At 71.1% G+C, this 17,906-nt stretch carries 22 protein-coding genes and 2 pseudogenes; 12 read left to right on the top strand and 12 right to left on the bottom strand.

Annotation, left to right across the window (positions count from 1 at the left end; all coding sequences use genetic code 11):
• Window positions 1-48 precede the first annotated feature (48 nt).
• The 4 genes from VNL12_RS18605 (at window position 49) to VNL12_RS18590 (ending at window position 2,699) form a co-directional block, all read left to right on the top strand.
• Window positions 49-1,290, top strand: coding sequence for an acyl-CoA dehydrogenase family protein (locus VNL12_RS18605; RefSeq protein WP_325596515.1), 1,242 nt, complete (start codon window positions 49-51; stop codon window positions 1,288-1,290).
• Between the two features lie 84 nt (window positions 1,291-1,374).
• Entirely contained in the window at window positions 1,375-2,016 is a 642-nt protein-coding gene (locus VNL12_RS18600) for a TetR/AcrR family transcriptional regulator (RefSeq protein ID WP_325596513.1), read from the top strand.
• A 26-nt stretch (window positions 2,017-2,042) separates the two neighbouring features.
• A complete protein-coding gene (locus VNL12_RS18595; protein WP_325596511.1) occupies window positions 2,043-2,348 on the top strand; it encodes a nucleotidyltransferase family protein in 306 nt (101 codons plus the stop codon).
• 54 nt (window positions 2,349-2,402) lie between these two features.
• Window positions 2,403-2,699: a DUF86 domain-containing protein gene (locus tag VNL12_RS18590; protein WP_325596509.1), complete on the top strand. Its 297-nt coding sequence runs from the start codon at window positions 2,403-2,405 to the stop codon at window positions 2,697-2,699.
• A 178-nt stretch (window positions 2,700-2,877) separates the two neighbouring features.
• Here the strand turns inward: VNL12_RS18590 and VNL12_RS18585 are convergent.
• A pseudogene (locus VNL12_RS18585) lies at window positions 2,878-3,009 on the bottom strand (AMP-binding enzyme); the annotation flags it as partial.
• A gap of 185 nt (window positions 3,010-3,194) precedes the next feature.
• Here VNL12_RS18585 and VNL12_RS18580 point away from each other — a divergent pair.
• A complete protein-coding gene (locus tag VNL12_RS18580; RefSeq protein ID WP_325596506.1) occupies window positions 3,195-3,707 on the top strand; it encodes a hypothetical protein in 513 nt (170 codons plus the stop codon).
• Entirely contained in the window at window positions 3,671-4,297 is a 627-nt protein-coding gene (locus VNL12_RS18575) for an RES domain-containing protein (protein ID WP_325596504.1), read from the top strand. The genes VNL12_RS18580 and VNL12_RS18575 overlap by 37 nt, the downstream gene beginning before the upstream one ends.
• A gap of 268 nt (window positions 4,298-4,565) precedes the next feature.
• Here VNL12_RS18575 and VNL12_RS18570 read toward each other — a convergent pair whose 3' ends face one another.
• The 7 genes from VNL12_RS18570 to VNL12_RS18540 all read right to left on the bottom strand — a co-directional run bounded on the left by VNL12_RS18570 (window position 4,566) and on the right by VNL12_RS18540 (window position 10,851).
• The gene (locus VNL12_RS18570) at window positions 4,566-4,943 is read right to left on the bottom strand and encodes a ChaB family protein (RefSeq protein WP_325596502.1); all 378 of its coding nucleotides are present in this window, start codon (window positions 4,941-4,943) and stop codon (window positions 4,566-4,568) included.
• Window positions 4,944-5,122: 179 nt separating this feature from the next.
• Window positions 5,123-5,359 carry a hypothetical protein gene (locus VNL12_RS18565; protein WP_325596500.1) on the bottom strand — a complete coding sequence of 79 codons (237 nt, stop codon included), beginning with the start codon at window positions 5,357-5,359 and terminating at the stop codon, window positions 5,123-5,125.
• Complete coding sequence (locus VNL12_RS18560) at window positions 5,293-5,931, bottom strand: MFS transporter (RefSeq protein WP_325596498.1); 639 nt, start codon at window positions 5,929-5,931, stop codon at window positions 5,293-5,295. The genes VNL12_RS18565 and VNL12_RS18560 overlap by 67 nt, the downstream gene beginning before the upstream one ends.
• Window positions 5,932-5,970: 39 nt before the next feature.
• Window positions 5,971-6,855, bottom strand: coding sequence for an enoyl-CoA hydratase-related protein (locus tag VNL12_RS18555; protein WP_325596497.1), 885 nt, complete (start codon window positions 6,853-6,855; stop codon window positions 5,971-5,973).
• Window positions 6,852-8,093 (bottom strand): amidohydrolase family protein, encoded by a 1,242-nt coding sequence (locus VNL12_RS18550; protein ID WP_325596495.1) that lies wholly within the window; start codon window positions 8,091-8,093, stop codon window positions 6,852-6,854. The genes VNL12_RS18555 and VNL12_RS18550 overlap by 4 nt, the downstream gene beginning before the upstream one ends.
• A gap of 5 nt (window positions 8,094-8,098) precedes the next feature.
• Window positions 8,099-9,250 (bottom strand): nitronate monooxygenase, encoded by a 1,152-nt coding sequence (locus tag VNL12_RS18545; RefSeq protein ID WP_325596493.1) that lies wholly within the window; start codon window positions 9,248-9,250, stop codon window positions 8,099-8,101.
• The gene (locus VNL12_RS18540; RefSeq protein ID WP_325596491.1) at window positions 9,247-10,851 is read right to left on the bottom strand and encodes an acyl-CoA synthetase; all 1,605 of its coding nucleotides are present in this window, start codon (window positions 10,849-10,851) and stop codon (window positions 9,247-9,249) included. Before VNL12_RS18540 ends, VNL12_RS18545 begins: the two co-directional genes overlap by 4 nt.
• A 104-nt stretch (window positions 10,852-10,955) precedes the next feature.
• Here VNL12_RS18540 and VNL12_RS18535 point away from each other — a divergent pair, with 104 nt between their 5' ends.
• The 6 genes and pseudogenes from VNL12_RS18535 (at window position 10,956) to VNL12_RS18510 (ending at window position 14,902) form a co-directional block, all read left to right on the top strand.
• Window positions 10,956-11,393, top strand: a complete 438-nt coding sequence (locus VNL12_RS18535; RefSeq protein WP_325596490.1) for a Zn-ribbon domain-containing OB-fold protein — start codon at window positions 10,956-10,958, stop codon at window positions 11,391-11,393.
• Entirely contained in the window at window positions 11,393-11,938 is a 546-nt protein-coding gene (locus VNL12_RS18530; protein ID WP_325596488.1) for a Zn-ribbon domain-containing OB-fold protein, read from the top strand. The genes VNL12_RS18535 and VNL12_RS18530 overlap by 1 nt, the downstream gene beginning before the upstream one ends.
• A 29-nt stretch (window positions 11,939-11,967) precedes the next feature.
• A pseudogene (locus VNL12_RS18525) lies at window positions 11,968-12,105 on the top strand (thiolase C-terminal domain-containing protein); the annotation flags it as partial.
• Between the two features lie 34 nt (window positions 12,106-12,139).
• Window positions 12,140-12,922, top strand: a complete 783-nt coding sequence (locus VNL12_RS18520; RefSeq protein ID WP_325596484.1) for a hypothetical protein — start codon at window positions 12,140-12,142, stop codon at window positions 12,920-12,922.
• Window positions 12,919-13,434: a cytochrome P450 gene (locus tag VNL12_RS18515; RefSeq protein WP_325596482.1), complete on the top strand. Its 516-nt coding sequence runs from the start codon at window positions 12,919-12,921 to the stop codon at window positions 13,432-13,434. Before VNL12_RS18520 ends, VNL12_RS18515 begins: the two co-directional genes overlap by 4 nt.
• A gap of 10 nt (window positions 13,435-13,444) precedes the next feature.
• On the top strand, window positions 13,445-14,902 hold the full coding sequence (locus tag VNL12_RS18510; RefSeq protein WP_325596480.1) for an NADH-ubiquinone oxidoreductase-F iron-sulfur binding region domain-containing protein: 1,458 nt from the start codon (window positions 13,445-13,447) through the stop codon (window positions 14,900-14,902).
• 33 nt (window positions 14,903-14,935) lie between these two features.
• Here the strand turns inward: VNL12_RS18510 and VNL12_RS18505 are convergent, their stop codons facing one another.
• From VNL12_RS18505 to VNL12_RS18490, 4 genes are all read right to left on the bottom strand, one after another.
• Complete coding sequence (locus VNL12_RS18505) at window positions 14,936-16,264, bottom strand: hypothetical protein (RefSeq protein WP_325596478.1); 1,329 nt, start codon at window positions 16,262-16,264, stop codon at window positions 14,936-14,938.
• On the bottom strand, window positions 16,264-17,166 hold the full coding sequence (locus VNL12_RS18500; protein ID WP_325596477.1) for a hypothetical protein: 903 nt from the start codon (window positions 17,164-17,166) through the stop codon (window positions 16,264-16,266). The genes VNL12_RS18505 and VNL12_RS18500 overlap by 1 nt, the downstream gene beginning before the upstream one ends.
• A complete protein-coding gene (locus VNL12_RS18495; protein WP_325596475.1) occupies window positions 17,163-17,432 on the bottom strand; it encodes a hypothetical protein in 270 nt (89 codons plus the stop codon). Before VNL12_RS18495 ends, VNL12_RS18500 begins: the two co-directional genes overlap by 4 nt.
• A 239-nt stretch (window positions 17,433-17,671) precedes the next feature.
• A partial coding sequence (locus VNL12_RS18490; protein ID WP_325595703.1) for a WXG100 family type VII secretion target occupies window positions 17,672-17,906 on the bottom strand: 235 nt, incomplete at its 5' end.

Raw genomic sequence — 17,906 nt, 5'->3', positions numbered from 1 at the left:
ACCTCGCAGTGCGCACGTCGACCGGCGGGTGGAGCCGACAGGAGGACGATGGACTTCGACGAGAGCCCGGAGGAAGCGGCCTTCCGCAAGGAGGCCCGCAGCTGGCTTCAGACCTACGCCGGGTCGAACGAGGCGCGCGCCGTGGCCCGCGTCACGGGCGAGGACGAGGCCGCCTTCGTCGAGCGGGCCCGCCCGTGGCAGGCCCTCCTCGCCGAGCACGGGTGGGCCGGCGTCACCTGGCCGACCAGCTACGGCGGACGGGGCGGCACCCCGGCCGAGGCCGCCATCTTCGGTGAGGAGGCCATGGGGTTCGGGTTGCCCACCGGTGCCTTCGCCGTCGGGGTCCGCATGGCGGGGCCGACGATCATCACCCACGGCACCGACGCCCAGAAGGCCCGCTACCTCGCCCCCATGCTGAAGGGGGAGGAGCTCTGGTGCCAGCTCTTCAGCGAGCCCGGCGCCGGTTCGGACCTTGCCGGCCTGTCGACCCGCGCGGTGCACAACGGCGACCCCGCGGGCGGTCGGGGAGGTGGGTGGGTGGTGAACGGCCAGAAGGTGTGGACCTCCGGCGCCCACTACAGCGACTTCGGCATCCTGCTCGCCCGCACCGACATCGACGCCCCCAAGCACCGGGGCATCACCTACTTCCTCATCGACATGCGCCAGCCCGGCATCGAGATCCGACCGCTGCGCCAGATCACCGGCGCCTCGCACTTCAGCGAGGTCTTCTTCACCGACGCCTGGGTGGCGAACGACGCCATCCTCGGCGAGGCCAACGCCGGGTGGAGCGTCACCATGACCACCCTCGCCGCCGAGCGGGCCTTCATGGGCGGCCACAGCAGCGGCCCCAACCTCGACGACCTCCTTACCCTGGCCCGGGATCAGGGGGTGACCGACGACCCGCGGGTGCGCCAGGGGCTGGCCGCGGCCTGGTCCCGGAAGCAGATCATGGGCTACCTCGGCATGCGGGTCAGCACCGCCACCAGCCACGGCCGCGCCCCCGGACCCGAAGTATCGGTCCTCAAGCTCGCGGCGGCCTGGAACATGAAGGGCAACGCCGAGCTGGCCCTCGCCATCCAGGGGGCCTCGGGCATGCTGGCCGGCGCCGCCGCCCCGGAGGCCGGACGGTGGCAGCAGCACTTCCTCAGCGCGCCGTCCATCCGCATCGCCGGCGGCAGCGACGAGATCCAGCGCAACGTCATGGGCGAGCGGGTCCTCGGCCTGCCGCCGGACCCCCGGGTCGACAAGACGGTCCCGTTCCGCGAGCTGTCCCACGGGATCACCCGGTGAGGACCCGGGCCGGTGTGCCCGTCCGCCTCGCTGCGGACCGTCGCGCCCTCGCCTCACGAGCTCACGCGCCGAAGGCCCGGGCCCGTGGCTGACGCCGTCGTCCCCGACGGGTCGACCGTCGATGAGGCTCCGCCCCTCGAGCTGGTCCCCGAGGCCGAGCTCACCGCCGAGCAGCAGGACCGCCGGCGCCGCCTCATCGACGCCGCCTTCGAGCTCGGGGCCGAGGGCGGCTACGACGCCGTGCAGATGCGCGACGTGGCCGCCACCGCGAACGTGGCCCTGGCCACCATCTACCGCAACTTCTCCTCCAAGGACCACCTGCTCGCGGCGGCCATGACCGAGTGGACCGGGCGGCTGCGCGACCGGGTGGCCCACTCCCCTCCCCGCGGCGACACCGCCACCGAGCAGATGATCGACGTGCTGCGGCGGGCCTGCGGCGCCATGGGGCGCCAGCCCAAGCTGAGCATGGCCTTGGTGCGGGCGCTGTCATCGTCGGACGCCGGGGTGCGCCACAGCGGCGGGGAGGTGCAGTCCTCGATCGCCTCGCTGGGCGACGGCATCCTGGTCGATCTCGAACCCGAGGTGCGGGCCGACATCCTGGCCGTGATCGGCCACGTCTGGTACTCGAGCCTGGTGACCTGGGCCAACGGCCGCTCCACCTTCGACATGGTGATCAGCGAGCTCGAGCGGACCTGCCGGGTCCTCATCGCCCCCTACGAGAAGTAGGGGCTGATCGGACGTAGCATCGCGCCATGGCCGATGTTGCGCTACTTCCTCTCCGGGCGCTGGTCGAGACGCACCGAGGCGAGATCAAAGCCATCGCGGCGCGCCACGGCGGACGGTCTGTCGCGCTCTTCGGCTCGGTCGCCCGCAATGAGGAGGCCCCGGAGAGCGACATCGACTTCCTCGTCGAGTTTGAGAAGGGCCGCTCGCTCTTCGACCTGATGCACATCGAGGACGATCTGGCCTCTCTCCTTGGCTGTGCGGTCGACGTGGTCGCCCTGGGCGGACTCAAGCCCCGCGACGGCGACATCCGCAGTGACGCGGTCTGGCTGTGACCGAGGTGGCGTGAGCCGGTCCGACGGGCGTCGCCTCGACGACATGCGGGAGATGTGCGCGGTCGTCGCCCTCCTCACCGGGCGAGGCGAGCGAGCCTTCGCCGAAGATCCTGCGATCCAACTGGTCTGGAGCGAGCCCTTGAGATCCTCGGCGAAGCGGCCAACCACATCAGCGAGGTGGGTCGGGCCGACTTCCCCTCCGTCGCCTGGCGCGACATCGTTCGCCTCCGGATACGGCTCGTCCACCACTACCACCGGATCGAGCCCGCCCTCGTGTGGGGCATCGCCACCCGAGACGTGCCACTCGTCGCCGAGGAACTCGGCCCGTTGACGGCCGGCGGGGACGAGTAGCCACGGATCACCAGCAAGCCGGCGGCACCGCCGCTGTGCATTGCATACCGTCTGGTGGGCCGAGGCCGAGGACAAGCGCCGGCCCATCCTGGTGGTCACGCGCGACGAGGCGATCCCGCTGTTGACCTGGCTAGTGGTGGCCCCGGTGACCCGGACCGTCCGGCACAGCCTCGCAATGTCGGTCGGCGTGGGGGATGCCGAAGACCGCGGCGTCGGCGACCTTCGGGTGGGTGAGGAAGACGCCCTCGATCTCGGCCGGGTAGATGTTCACGCCGCCCGAGATGATCATATCGGACTTGCGGTCGTTCATAGTTGCCTCGTAAGCGGCTGCGGAACGGTCGGCGAACGCGCACGAAGGGGCCGTCCTGGCGGTGCCATCGTGCGAGCACTGGATCTCCTCGTCCACTTCCGCCCGCCCGGTGGCTCCTCTAGTTGACGTTAGAGACGTTGTTGACGGTGTAGACGAAGTGACCACAACTGGGTACCATCGTTGCCATGGCCGACTTGATGGATCGTGTGGAGGCCCTGGTCGAGACGGACCCAGCAGCACGCTCGGTGCTGCAGGTTCTCGTCGGCGACCGCCCCACCGACCTTGCTGCCCTCGGTCCCGCGGCCCGGGCGGTCAACGATGAGCGTCGCCGCGTCGCCATCGACGAGTTCGTGAGCGCCTCGTTGCGGACCTCGGAGGTCCTCGCCCGGCTCCCCGGCGTGACGACTCGCCAGGCCGTGAGCAGGATGCGCCAGGCGAAGACGCTCATGGGCCGCAGGATCGGCAGGGAGACCTACTTCCCGGTCTGGCAGTTCGGGCCCGCCGGGCTCCGTGACGACCTGCGCCGGATCCTCGCTGCGCTCCGGCTCTACGTCGACGAGGACGCCGTCGCTGCGGATCGGGTCATGCGCCTCGAGCGCGAAGAGCTCGGCGGGATGTCGTTGGTCGACGCCCTCGGTTCACGCCAGGGTGCCGCTGACGCGTGGCAGATCCTGGGCGCCCTCGGGGGCCCGCGCTGAACGGACCGGTCTACCCGCCGCTCCCGGTCGATCGACCTCCGGGGCTGACCCTCACCGTCCAGACCTGGAGGCTGTTCCGACTCGCGGCCAAGCCGTTCGCCGAGTGGTCCTGGGCTGCCTTCCCCGATCCGCGGCACCGGTTCGACTCGATCGCCGGGCTGCACCGGGTCCGCTACGCCGCGACCACCGAGGCGGGTGCCGCTCGGGAGCGCTACCGCGACTCGGGGGGCTGGGTCCCAGCCACCCATGCCGATCACTACTGGACCGAGCTCACCGGGGAGCTCGCTCTCCTGGATCTGCGGAGCGACGAAGCCCTCGACGCGCTCGGCGTCGACGCCCGCATCTCGACCGGCTACGAGGACCACGTCCAGGCGACGTGCAGGCTCCTCACGGACCGGACCCATGGCTGGTGGGATGACGAGGTCCACGGCTTCGCCTACACGTCGAGGACGACCCCGGAGACCTCGACCAAGGTCGCCTTCTTCGCTCAGGCGCCGCTCATCGGGACCTCGACCGCTCTCGCCGAGTGCACCGAGGTGCTCGAGCGCCTCATCCTCACCGGCGCGATCCAGGTCGACTTCACCTTCTGACCCAGGCATGGATTGCGACATCTCGCGCAGAGGGCCGCGGCGGATGCGCACGACAACACTGACACCCAGCCGCGTCCTCCCATGAAAGGTCGGTGGCCGACCGTCAGGGTGGCATATCGACGTTTCGCACAGCGGGAGGACGGCGAGTGAGGTGGTGCTCGTGGGCGTAACCCTGTCGCCGGCACGGTGACGCTCCCGTGTGTGGAGGCACCTGTCCCCTCCCCGGCGGTTCATCGGGGGCGCTGGAAGGCCGGGTGCCGGCGCCGCGCTAGTCCTGCTTGCGGGCGATGGCCCGGCCGAGCTCCTCCTTGGTCATCGTCGAGCGGCCCGCCACGCCCAGGTCCTTGGCCCGGTCGTAGAGCTCCTGCTTGGAGTGGCCGTTGACATCGACGCCGCCGGCGGTCTTGCGGTTCGTGTCACGTCCGCCCTTGGCCTGCGCGTCCGACGGCCCCTTCTCATCCTTGGGCTCCCAGTGGTCGCCCACCTTCTCGAACGAGTGCTTGAGCGCGGCGTAGGCGGTGCGGTGCGCCCGCTCCTCGTCGCCGTACTCCTCATGAGCCGAGTCGAGCGCCTTGGCATAGGTCTCCTGCGCCTTCTTGGGGGAGCGCTTCAGGGTTCCGGGCAGGTCTTCCTTGCTGGTTGGCATGTCGGTCACCTCCGCAGGGCCACTCCCAAGCCGGGCGTCCCCGAAACCACGTCCGCCGACGAGGAACCCGTGGGCCGCCAGGGACGAGATCCACGCATCCGCCGCCCTCGACCCCGCCGACGAGCGCCCCGAAAGGGTGAATCTCGGGTGGGGTCGCCGGGCCGTCGGGAGCTCCGGGCTCAGCCGTCGGTGACGGCGGGGGCGGCGGGGAGTAGGGCGACCTCGTCGCGCAGGGGACGGTCCTTCAGGCGGGACGCGATGACGACCGAGGCGATGGCCACGGGCACCGCGGCGAGGAACACCAGCGGGATGACGTCGGCGAAGGCGGCCGCGTCACGCGGACCACCGATCAGACCGGCGTTGAGGATGCCGCCGAAGATCGGGATGCCGATGGTGTTGCCGAGGGAGCGGAACAACAGGGCGGTCGAGGTGGCCGTGCCCAGGTGGCGAGGCGGCGCGCTGTCTGGGCGGCGACCAGCGACGGCTGCATGACGAAGCCGACGCCGGTGCCGAGCAGCAGGGCGAACCCGCCCCCGAGCAGGGCCGGGGTGGTCGCTCCCAGCGTGGAGAGCAGGGCCACGCCGATGAGCATCAGCACCGACCCGGCCCAGGGCCAGGGCCAGAACCGGTAGCGGCCCGAGCCCTCGACCCGGCGGCCCGCAACCAGGGTGCCGGCAGCGGCCCCGAACGTGAGCGGCATGAGCACGAACCCGGCTCGGGTGGGCGACACGCCCCGCACCTCCTGCACGAACAGCGGGACGAAGAAGATGCCACACCACAGCAGAAGGCCGCTGGTGAAGTTCACGCCCACGCAGACCCGCATCACCGGGTCCCGCAGCAGCGCCAGGGGCAGCACCGGTTCCGACGCCCGGCCCTCCCGCCGGACGAACAGCACGGCGAGCACGACGATGGCCACGATCAGCCCCACCATCCGGGACGATCCCCACGATCCTGCCGGCGGGGCGACGGGCGGGGCCGGAGCGCTCACACCGGCGGCCGTGCGCTCAGCGACGGTCCCACGTTGAGCTCAAGGTCTGGTGCGGTAATCACCGAAGGCCTCGTCGCGCTGCTGGAGCGCCGCCTTCAGCCCGATCTCGTCGATCTTGTCGATGAACTCGACGAAGCTCTCCTGCTTGGTGCCGAGGGCGCAGAGCTCGGTACCGGCGCGGATGGCCGAGCGCAGGCCCATGGCGTCCATGGCCCGGTGCACGGTGCGCTTGTTGAGCGACACTATGTCGGTGGGGATGAGCGCGATCCGCTTCGCCACGGCCACCACCTCGTCGTCGAGGTCGGCGGCCGGAAAGGCCCGGTTGGCCCAGCCGAGGCGCACGGCCTCGAGCCCGGAGATGGAGTCGCCGGTGACCATCATCTCCATGGCCGCCCGCATGCCCAGGAACCAGGCGTGGAAGTGCATGTCGGGGACCCCGAAGCGCACCGCCGGGTAGCCCATCTGGGCGTCGTCGGCCACGTAGACGAGGTCGCACCCGGTGGCCAGCTCGCTGCCCCCGGCCAGGCAGTAGCCGTGCACCTGGGCGATCACCGGCTTGGCCATGTCCCAGATGCCCATCCACGTCTCGGTGACGTGCCGAGGCCACTGGCCATCACCGCCGGCGGTGAAGTGCGGGTAGTCCTGGCCCTCGTTGCCGCCGCCCAGGTCGTAGCCGGCCGAGAAGCAGGTGCCTGCGCCCCGGACGATCGACACCTTCACCGCAGGGTCGTCGTCCGCGGTCTGCAACGCGGCGATCAGCTCGCCGCGCAGCCGGTGGTTGAGGGCGTTGCGCTTCTCGGGGCGGTTCAGCGTGACCCGCCTCACCCCGGGGGCGGGGTCGTCGAGGAGCACGAGGCTCCCGCCCGGGTCAGGGGCGGGGGAGGCCGACGGGCCCCCGGCGCCGTAGGCACTGGCGTCGGTCACTTGATCGCCCGGGTGTCCATGTCGGCGGAGAGCCGGTCGAGGCGCTTGTCGGGGAGCTCGTCGATGGGCATCGCCACCTCATCGACGCGCGGGCCGACGCGCGCCGCCAGCGGGGCCAGGGCGTCGAGGTCGAAGCCGTACATCTTCGCCGCGTTGCCGGCGAGGATCTGGCGCATCTCGGCCTCGGGGGCGTCGTGGAACCGGGCCCGCAGGTTCTCGCGGGTGTAGGGGTAGGTGCCTTCGTCGTGGGGGTAGTCGCTGCCCCACATGAACTTGTCGAGGCCGATGACGTGGCGGGCCTCGGCGTCGGCCTGTCGGGGCTGGCTGACGCCCATCCACACGTTCTGGTGGAAGTACTCGGTGGCGTCGCGCGAGAGGACGTGCTCGTCGCCGTAGCGGATCTCCCCGGTGGCGCCGGTCTCGCGGATGCCCCGGATGGTCTGGTCGAGGCGGTCGAGCAGCGGCGGCACCCAGGCGCAGCCGGCCTCGGTGAGCACGACCTTGAGGCGAGGGAAGCGCTCGAAGACGCCCGAGAGGATCATCTGCACCAGCGGGCGCTCGGTGTAGAAGGGCACCTCGTTGATGTAGAGCAGCATCGAGACCGGGTAGGACCCGTAGTCCGGGTTGCCGGTGCCACTGTGCACGTTCACCGGCACCTCGAGGTCCTGGAGGACCTCCCACAGCGGGTCGTAGCAGCGGTCGTACAGCGGCTTCACCCACTTGACGTCGGGGGCGATGTTGGGCAGCAGGATGCCGCCCCGGAGCCCGTGATCCTTGATCCAGCGCACATCGGCGATGGCGTCGTCGACGTCGTTGAGGAAGATCTGACCGACCCCGGCGCGGCGCTGGGGGAACTCCCCGCACCAGTCGACCAGCCAGCGGTTGTGGGCCTGCACGCCGGCGTGGCGGTGTTCGTACTGCTCGCCGGTGGGCGGCTTGGCGAAGAGCACGAAGCTGGGGAAGAACGGCGGCACGGTGTTGGGGAACACGACCTCGCCGACGATGCCATCGGCCTCCTGCTGGGAGTTGCGCATCTCGTTGTCCCAGTTGCGCAGCCGCCGCTTGTCACCCAGGTCCTTGTAGGGGTTCTTGTACTCGCCCCGCCAGGCATCGAAGTCGGCGACGAACTTCGGGTCGAGGTACTCCCGGTAGGCCTTGTGGCTGCCCCCGGCGTGGCAGTCGGCGGAGATGATCGTGTAGCGCTCGGCGGCGGGGTCGTGGTTCTCGGTCAGGGTCATGGTGATCAGCCTTCGAGGTCGGAGGTGAGGCGCGAGGCGACGTCGACGTACTCGTCGACCATGTCGACGACGACCTGCTTGGTGGTGCGGACCTTGTTCATGCGGCTCACGATCTGCCCCACGGGCATGCCGACGAGCTCGCGAGGCGGGTTCGCCCCCATCTTCTGGGTGGCGTAGGAGTTGAGGATGAACTGCAGGGGCATGGGCAGGGTGCCGGGCGACTCGGGGGCCTCCCAGGCGTCGGTCCACGCGGTGCGCAGCTGGCGGGCGGGCTTGCCCGTGTAGGCCCGGGAGCGGACGGTGTCGGTCGAGGTGGCGGCGAGGAGCTTCTCGGTCACCACCGGCGACGAGCCGTTCTCGGCGACGGTCAGCCAGATCGACCCGGTCCACACGCCCGCCGCGCCCAGGGCCATGGCCGCCGCCATCTGCCGGCCGGAGCCGACGCCACCGGCACCGAGCACCGGCACGGGGGCCACGGCGTCGACCACGTCGGGGATGAGCACCATGGACGCCACGTCGCCGGTGTGACCGCCGGCCTCGTATCCCTGGGCGATGATGATGTCGACGCCGAGCTGCACGTCGCGGACAGCTTGTTCGACCCGACCGATGAGCGCCGCCACCTTCACGCCCTGGGCGTGGGCCTGGTCGATGGCCGCCTTCGGCGGTGGGCCGAGGGCGCTGGCCAACAGGGCGATGGGGTGCGAGAGGGCGATCTCGATCTGGGGGGCGCCCGTGGCCGCGGTCCAGCCCAGCACCCCGGCGCCGAGGCCCGCCCCGGCGTCGAGCTCGCCCGAGCCGGCGGTCACATCGACGCCGTGGTCGACGAGGATCGCATCGACGTAGTCCCAGTGGTCCTGGGAGATGTGGGACCGCAGCTGGGCGCCGATGTCGGCGACGTCGTCGATGCCGGCGTCGCGGTCGACGGTCTTGACCGGCATCACCACGTCGACCCCGTAGGGCCGGCCACCGACGTGCTCGTCGATCCAGGTGAGCTCCATCTCGAGCTCGTCGGGCGAGAACGCGAGGGCGCCGAGCACTCCCATGCCGCCGGCGTTGGTCACCGCGGCCACCACGTCACGGCAGTGCGAGAAGGCGAAGATCGGGTACTCGATGTCGAACATCTCGGTCAGGCTGGTGCGCTCGCGGCGCTCGCTCATGCGGTCTCCTCGGCGACCTTGCGGGCGCGGGTGTAGTCGGGCTTGCCGCTGGGCTGGCGGGGCATGTCGGGAACGAGGTGGAGCTGCCGCGGCACCTTGTAGCGGGCGAGGCGGGTGCGGCAGTGCTCGGCCAGCTCGTCGAGGGTGGGCGCCTCACCGGCACGGGGCTGGACGACCGCCGCGACCTTCTGGCCCCACCGCTCGTCGTCGATGCCGATGACGAGGACGTCGAACACCTTGGGGTGCGCCTTCAGGGCGGACTCGACCTCCTCGGGGTAGATCTTCTCGCCGCCGGAGTTGATGCACTGCGAGCCCCGGCCCAACAGCGTCATGGTGCCGTCGAGCTCCAGGCGGGCGAAGTCCCCCGGGACCGAGTGGCGCTTGCCCCCGACGTCGATGAACGTCGCCGCCGTCTTGACCGGGTCCTTGTAGTACCCGAGGGGCACGTTGCCGCCCCGGGCCAGGCGCCCGACCTCGCCGGGCGCGACCGGCTCGTCGTCGAGGCCGATGATCACCGAATCGGGGCCGAGGGGGACGTTGATGAGCCCGCCGCCGCTGTCGGTGGCCCCCTTCTCGACGAGGCGCAGACCGTTGAAGCCGCCCTCCGAGGAGCCCACCGCCTCGCTGATGAACACGTTCGGCAGCAACTCGAAGAGCTGGTCCTTGACCACCGGGGAGAAGACCGCGGCGGTGGAGCTGATGGCGACCAGCGACGAGGTGTCGTAGCTGCGTTCGGTGAGCGCCTCGATGAGGGGCCGGGCCATGGCGTCACCGGTGATGGTGACCACGCCGATGCCGTAGCGCTCGACCGCATCCCACACCAGGTGTGGGTCGAAGCGGGGCAGCAACACGTTGGTGACGCCCTTGAACAGCCCGCCGAGGGTGCCCCACTGGGCGGCGCCGTGCATGAGCGGGGCCAGCACCAGGCCCATCGAGGGCGGCGCCTCGGCCCCAAGGCGGGCGAGCTGGTGCTCGTCGGTGATCCGCTCGCCGGTGAGGAAGTCGATGCCGCCGCCGAGGGCGCGCCACACGTCCTCGTGGCGCCACATCACGCCCTTGGGCATGCCGGTCGTGCCGCCGGTGTAGAGGATGTAGAGGTCGCCGTCGTCGCGGGGACCGAAATTCCGCTCGGGCGACTGGGCCATCAGGGCCGTCTCGTAGTCCACGGCCCCGGACTCGGCCGAGGGGTCGACGCCGTCGGTGCCGTCGCCGATCTCGACGAGGTGCCTGAGCCTCGGGAGGCGATCGGTCACGGCTGCGATCCGAGGGGCGAACTCTGCCTGGTAGACCGCGGCGACCACGTCCGCGTTGTCGAACAGGTAGATGAGCTCGTCCTCGACGTAGCGGTAGTTCACGTTGATGGGCACGGCGCGGAGCTTGTAGGCCGCCAGCATCGTCTCGACGTACTCGATGCTGTTGTAGGAGTAGATCGCCACGTGGTCGCCCTCACCCACCCCCACCGCTGCGAGGTGGTGGGCCAGGCGGTTGGCCCGCCCCTCGAGCGCCGCGAAGGTCACCGAGCGGTCGCCGCAGATCAGCGCGGTGCGGTCGGGAACCACATCGACGGTGTGTTCGGCGAGGTCGGCCAGGTTGAACGCCATGGGGGGAAGTAGAACACGTTCTCCCGACGGCGGCAATCGGCTGGGGAAACTCGGCAAAAGTCGGGCCGGTGGACCCCTCAAGTAGAATGTGTTCTACTGCCGAGGTGGCGAGCGGACAATCCACCTCCACCATGGAGCTCCTGTACCGGAGGAGCCTGGGACCGGTCGTCGGGGCGTTCCTCACCGCCCTGCGCGACCAGACGGTGCTGGCCAGCCGGACCGCCGCCGGTTGGGTCATCTGCCCGCCCCTCGAGTACGACCCCGAGAGCGGTGACGCCGTCGACGAGCTGGTTCCGGTCGGGCCCGACGGGGTGGTCACGGGCTGGTCGTGGGTGTTCGAGCCGCTGCGCAAGCACCCTCTCGACCGGCCCTTCGCCTGGGCCCTCGTGCAGCTCGACGGGCCCGACACCGCAATGGTGCACGCCCTCGACGCCGGCGATCCCGCCTCGGTGCACACCGGCATGCGGGTCAGGGTCCGCTGGGCCACCGAGCGCACCGGGCACATCACCGACATCGCCTGCTTCGAGCCTGAGGAGGGCTGATGGCCGAGACCACCGACACCGACGCGACCGGACCGGTGCGGTTCATGGCCCAGCTCATCGGCCTCGACTACACGCTGCGCACCAACCCGGTGGCCCAGGCCTTCGACGACACCCTGGCCGACGGGCGCATCACCGGCCACCGCTGCCCGCAGTGCGACCTGGTGTTCGTGCCGCCCAAGGGGTTCTGCTCGATCTGCGTGATCGCCACCGGGCCCGACGACGAGGTCGAGGTCGCCGATCGTGGCCTGGTCACGTCGTGGACCGTCCTCACGCCCATCCAGTACACCGGGCAGAAGGAGCGCTCCGACTACGCCCTGGCCAGCATCCTGCTCGACGGTGCCGACGGGACCATCGGCCAGCAGCGGCTGATCGAGGTCGCCCCGGACGAGATCTGCATGGGCCTGCGGGTCACCGCCGTGTGGGCCCCGCCCGAGTTGCGCGGCGCCGATGACCGGGGCTACGGCCTCGGCACCGCGGTCGAGGGCTGGCGACCGACCGGCGAGCCCGACGCGCCTCGCGCCGACTACGAGAAGCACACCCTGTGAGGGAGCGCAGCGAGCGAACCAGACGACACTTCGCCGAGGCCGCCCTGCAGGTGCGCGGTCAGGCCGGAGAGCACCAGGTCGACGGGGCCACCACCGCCCTCGGCCACGCCTACGGCGGCGCCGCCCAGTTCTTCGCCATGTGGATCGTGAGGAGCACCAAACCGTGAGCGAGCGCCGAGCTTCCAGGGAGGTAGAGGATCCATGACCGACATCGACGCCAGCCAGATCGACCTGTTGAACTTCGACCGGTTCACCGAGGGCACCCCCCATGAGTGGTTCACCTGGTTGCGCGCCAATGAGCCGGTGCACTTCCACGACGAGCCCGACGGCCCAGGGTTCTGGATCATCACCAAGCTCGACGACGTGATGACCTGCAACCGCGATGCCGGGACGTTCTCCTCCGCGGCCGCCCGCGGCGGGGTCGTGGGTCGCGAGAACCGGCCCGCGAGCGACGACGCCCCCAGCGCCGCCGGCAACCTCATGCTCTTCATGGACCCGCCCGATCACACGCGCTACCGGCGCCTGGTGAACCGGGGCTCCACGCCCCGGATGATCGGCCAGATGGAGGTCCACGTCCGCGAGCTGACCACCGGCAGCCTCGACGAGGTCCTGCCCCGGGGCGAGTCCGACTTCGTGGTCGACATCGCCGCGGAGCTGCCACTGGAGGTCATCGCCGAGCTCATCAGCGTGCCCGGCGAGGACCGGCACAAGATCTTCGAGTGGAGCAACCGGATGATCGGTGCGGACGATCCCGAGTACCGGGTGTCGGAGGAGAAGCTCTCCGAGGCCCAGGTCGAGATGTTCATGTACGCCCAGGGCCTGGCCGACAAGCACCGCCAGCAGCCGGCCGACGACATCATCACCGCCCTGCTCTCGGCTGAGGTCGGCGGCGAGTCGCTCTCGGACATGGACTTCAACCTGCTCTTCCTGCTGCTCTGGTCGCCGGCAACGAGACGACCCGCAACGCCATCGCCCACGGCATGAACGCCTTCCTGGAGAACCCCGACCAGTACGACCTGCTGGCCTCGGACCCCGACCGCTACATCAAGGGCGCGGTCGAGGAGATCCTCCGGTGGGCGACCCCGGTGCTCTACTTCCGGCGCAACGCCACCCAGGACTTCGAGCTGCGCGACCACACGATCAGCGACGGCGACAAGATCAGCATGTGGTACATCTCGGCCAACCGGGACGAGGACCACTTCGACGACCCGTTCCGCTTCGACATCACCCGGGACGCACCGGCGCCGTCGCGTCACCGACAGAACGGGCGGTCGGGGCCCGGCGGCGAGCTGGCGCGAAACGCGTTCTACCCGGCAGCCGGAGCGGACCGCCTGCTCGAGCGACTCAGCTCCACGCCTCGCGCCGGGCCGCGGACCTCCGCCCCGGGGTGGCCTCCGACCGCCCGACCGATGTCGGGCCGTCGTCATCACGGGCCCGGTGGTGTGCCATCGGGCTTGTCGGCGGCGGGCGAGCGTGACGGCGATCGCGGTGGGTAGGGCATCACCCATGACATCGATCTCACGAGTGCTCGACGCCGAACCGGTGGTCGACCTGCCCGGGTACGAGGCGATCGGCGGGGGCGCAGGGCTGCGGATCGTCCTCGACGCCGGCGCCGAGGCGGTGCTCGCCGTGCTGGAGGCCTCGGGTCTGCGGGGGCGGGGTGGGGCCGGTTTCCCGACGGCGACCAAGTGGCGCAGCGTGGTCGACCAGCGCTCCGCTGAGCTGCCGGCCACGGTGGTGGTCAACGCGGCCGAGGGCGAGCCCGGGTCGTTCAAGGACCGGGCTCTCATCCGGGCCGACCCGTACCGGGTGCTGGAGGGGGCGCTCATCGCCGCCCTGACCATCGGTGCCGACGAAGTGGTGGTGGCCACCAAGGCTCGCTTCACCACCGAGGTCGCCCGCCTCCGGTCCGCGGCGGCAGAGATGTCCGCCGCGGGTTGGACCCACGGGGTGTCCATCGATGTGGTGGAAGGCCCCGAGGAGTACCTCTTCGGGGAGGAGACCGCCCTGCTCGAGGTGGTCGAGGGGCGGTTGCCGTTCCCCCGCATCGCGCCGCCGTGGCGGCGAGGGCTCGACGAGGACAGCGACGACTCGGCGGGCGCCGCCGGCACCGAGATGGCCGCCGTGGGGAGCGCGTCGCCGCCGGCGCTGGTCAACAACGTCGAGACGCTGGCCCACGTGGCCCTCATCGTGGCCCACGGCCCGACGTGGTTCCGCGAGGTCGGCACGACCGACTCCCCCGGCTCCATCGTGTGCACCGTCACCGGCCACCTCCGCACCTGCGGGGTCATCGAGGTCCCGATGGGAACGCCCCTCCGGCAGCTGATCGCCACCGCGGGTGGCGGTCCGGTGACCGGCGAGATCACCGCCGTCATGTCCGGGGTGTCGAACCGGCTGCTGCCGGCATCGCAGCTCGACACGGCCCTCACCTACGAGGCCATGGACGCCGCCGGCAGCGGGCTCGGGGCGTGCGGGTTCATCGTCTTCGATGCGAGCGTCGACCCGGTCGCCGTGGCTCACGGCGTGTCGCGGTTCCTCGCCGTCGAGTCGTGCGGCCAGTGCACCCCGTGCAAGCAGGACGGACGAGCGGTGGCCGACTCCTTGGACCGCCTCCGGCGGGGTGGCAGTGGGGGGGCCGACCTGGTGGCCATCGAGGATCACCTGCGGACCATCGAGGTCGGTGCCCGTTGCTTCCTCGCGACCCAGCACCAACGCGTGGTCGCCAGCGCGCTCGCCCTGTTCCCCGAGGCGTTCGTGGCCCACGCCGAGGGCCGCGTCGGGCCCACCGACCCCTACCTCATCGCCGAGCTGGAGGGGTTCGTCGACGGGCCCGAGGGTGTCGAGGCGGTCTACGACGAGCGCCACCGCGACAAGCAACCGGACTGGACCTACGCCGCCGAGGACTCGGGGCAGTCACCCTCGGACCGGCTCGACCAGGAGGCGGCCCGCCCCGGCTCCAAGTAGCGGTGGCCACGCTCCCATCAGGTCGGACCGGCGTCAGACCCGCTGGACGCCGACGTGGATGTGGTCGCCGTGGCCGATCCCCGAGCCCCACAGGATCTGGACCCGGAACCTCCGGCCCCCGAACTTGACGATCGAGCTGTCGTAGCTGTTGGGCTGCCAGTTACGGATGCCCAGCTTCTGGGCCAGCTTTCGGGCCCGACCCTCCCCGTTGTAGGTCGGGTAGTCGGTGGCGTAGGCGTCCCTCTTGCCCGTGTAGTGGTCGGACATGCCGGGGCCGGCGACGGTGTCACCGGGGCGCTTGAGCGACCCGGCGGGGAGGCCCAGCTTCTTCATGAACGGCGTGATGAGCTGGGTGAAGGGCGCCTGCGATCCGCCCCACGCCGTGCCCTTGCTGACGTCCTCGGGGTCAGGGATGCCGCCGGATCCGCCCGAACCACCCGAGCCGCCCGAGCCGCCCGAGCCGCCCGAGGCCGGTTCGTAGAGGCCGCGGAGCAGGCGACGGACCTTGCGGCGGGTGGCGAGGGCGGTGGTGCCGGGGGTGAGCGACGCGATGAGCCGTTCGATCACCCGTCGCTCGTCGCGGTCGGTGCGATCGGCGCCGAGGGCCCGCTCCCGGGCCTCCACGACATAGCCGATGTCGCGGACCAGGAGGTTCCGGGCCCGCCCGACGCCGTAGTCGTCGGACAAGGCGGTGTCGAGCGCGGCGCGGATCCGGCGGGTGTCACCGGCATCGTCGAGGACCAGTGCGTCGAGCGCGCCGGCGACCTCCGAGCCGCGGCGCCGCACCGACTCCAACACCGCCAGGTGCCCGGTCAAGCTGCGCGACAGGCGGTGCATCCGGTGGACGTCGATGGTGATGCGCCCACCCCTGCCGGTGACGTTGCGGGGAAGCTGCCACGGCCGCCGGCGGGTTCCACCGGTCGACGGCCGGTCCTCGCCGCCATCGGAGCCTCCGCCGCTGCCGTTACCGCTGGTGGCCTTCAGCCCCGCCGCGGACAGCACCCGCTTCACGTAGGTCTTGGTGGAGATGTTTCTGTCGCCCTTGGTTACGCCCGAGGGGTTGTCCTTGAACTTGTCGGCCACGCCGGGGCCGGCGTGCCAGGCGATGGCCACGAGGTCCCAGCGCTTGTACTTCTTGTAGAACCGGCCGATGTCGCTGCGGGCCTTGGCGTCCTGCACCGACTTCGGGGCATCCTTGGCGCGCCGGTACCCCTTGTGGTTGTTCCACGTGCTGTCGAGGTACTGGTAGGCGCCGGTGGCGGTCCCGCGGCCGCCAGAGTTGGGGGCGCTCTCGATCGTGTAGTTGCCGCCCGATTCGACCTGGCGGAGGCCCTTCATGAACTTCTCGAGGTTGGTGGCCATCAGAGCCCTCCGGGGTTGGTGGTGTGGACGCCGGGCCGAAGCGCCTCGACCAGCGCGGCGCGCAGGTCTTCCCGACTGACCGGGGCCACGACCACGCGGACGTCGTCGGGCTCCTCGTCGTCGAGGTCGTCGTGATCGAGCTCGAAGGCCGTGTCGTCATCGGGGCCGAGGTCGTCGAGGTCGACGGCGAGCTGCCAGGCGGTGCCATCGGCGGCGACGAGCCAGTGCACCTCGGCCGCCTCGAAGGGCCCATCGGGGCCGGCGCCGAGGTTGCGGGCGATCTGCACCCCGACCGCCCGGCTGCGGGTGGCGACCACATCGACCCAACGGCGGGCCGATGTGACCGGCACCCCAGCCTCGCCCAACAGGGCGACAGCACCACCAAGGTCACCGTCGAGGACCACCTCATCGGCGGCGATCTGAGCGCCGAGAGCAACCGAGAAGCGCTCCGGCTCGGGGTCGGTGGACACCTCGTCGACCCCGCACCGGGCCGCCACCACCGCCGGCACCGCATCCGAGCACAGCTCGACGGTCACCAGACCAGGACCGTGGCCGACCACGACGGTCGAGGCCCCGGTGTCGTCGCCGACCGCCGCCCACGTGCAGGGCCCGGTCGCACGGACCTCGTCGTCGACCTCAGCGAGCACCCGGCCCGAGCGGGCCGGGGCCAGCACCGTCGCCAGGTCGTCATCGAGGCGCACCGCGTCACCCGGCGCCGCCCCCGATGCGGCCACCAGACCCCGGGCCATGAGCCCCCGGACCGCGGCGAGGTCAACGATCGGATCAGCAGGGTCGTCGTCCTCGACGAAGGCGGGCACCACCACATCGGCGACCCGGCCCAGAGCCCGCAGCTCGTCGACCGACACCACCAGCACCACCGGCTCCACCTCGGGCTCGGTCACGGTCGCACGCTCGACTGCTCGCGTGCCGCCGCTCGCAACATGCGGGCCACCGCGGCCACCCGATCGTGGGCCAGGTCGATGTGGCGCTGACGGTGCTCAGTACCGGTGTGACCTCGGAACCGATCCGCAACCAGACCCTCCCAATAGGCCTCGGTCTCCTGGACGTCACGACGCAGCGCCAACCGGACGGTGCGCAACCGGGCCGCCTCGCGATCCAACCGTCCAGCGAGCTCTTCGAGCCGCTCAGGAGATGTCGTACGTGCCATGGGGGCAACGTACCGACACCGCCACCCGCTGAGAATGGGAAAGCCTCCCCACCGGGCACCAGGACAACAGCGCGCGGACGATCCGCGCACCGGTGACGAGCCTCGACGGGCGCGCCAAGGACCCCACCCCCGGCAGTGCCGGGGGTGGGGTCGGGATCTGAGAAGAGGTCGGCCGACGGCAGAGCCGACGCGACCGGGACCGAGGGACGCGACCTTCGGGCCGGCGGGGGCCGCCGGGCTCAGGCGCCGGCCTGCTCGAGGGCCCGGGCCCGGGACCGGACCTCGTCGGACGCGTCGATGAGCGCGGTCGACAGGTTCCGCAGAGCGGGCTCATACTCGCTGTCCCACGCGCTGCGGAACCGGTCAGCCGCACCACCCCTCCAATAGGCGGAGTCGAGCTCGGTGCGCAGCGCGCTCACGAGGTCGTCGACCTCGCCGCTGCGACCGGTGAAGCTGCTACCGAGGCTGTCGAGC

Source organism: Iamia sp., from assembly GCF_035575815.1.
Taxonomy (GTDB): domain Bacteria; phylum Actinomycetota; class Acidimicrobiia; order Acidimicrobiales; family Iamiaceae; genus Iamia.
This window is presented reverse-complemented; position numbering and strand designations above follow the sequence as displayed.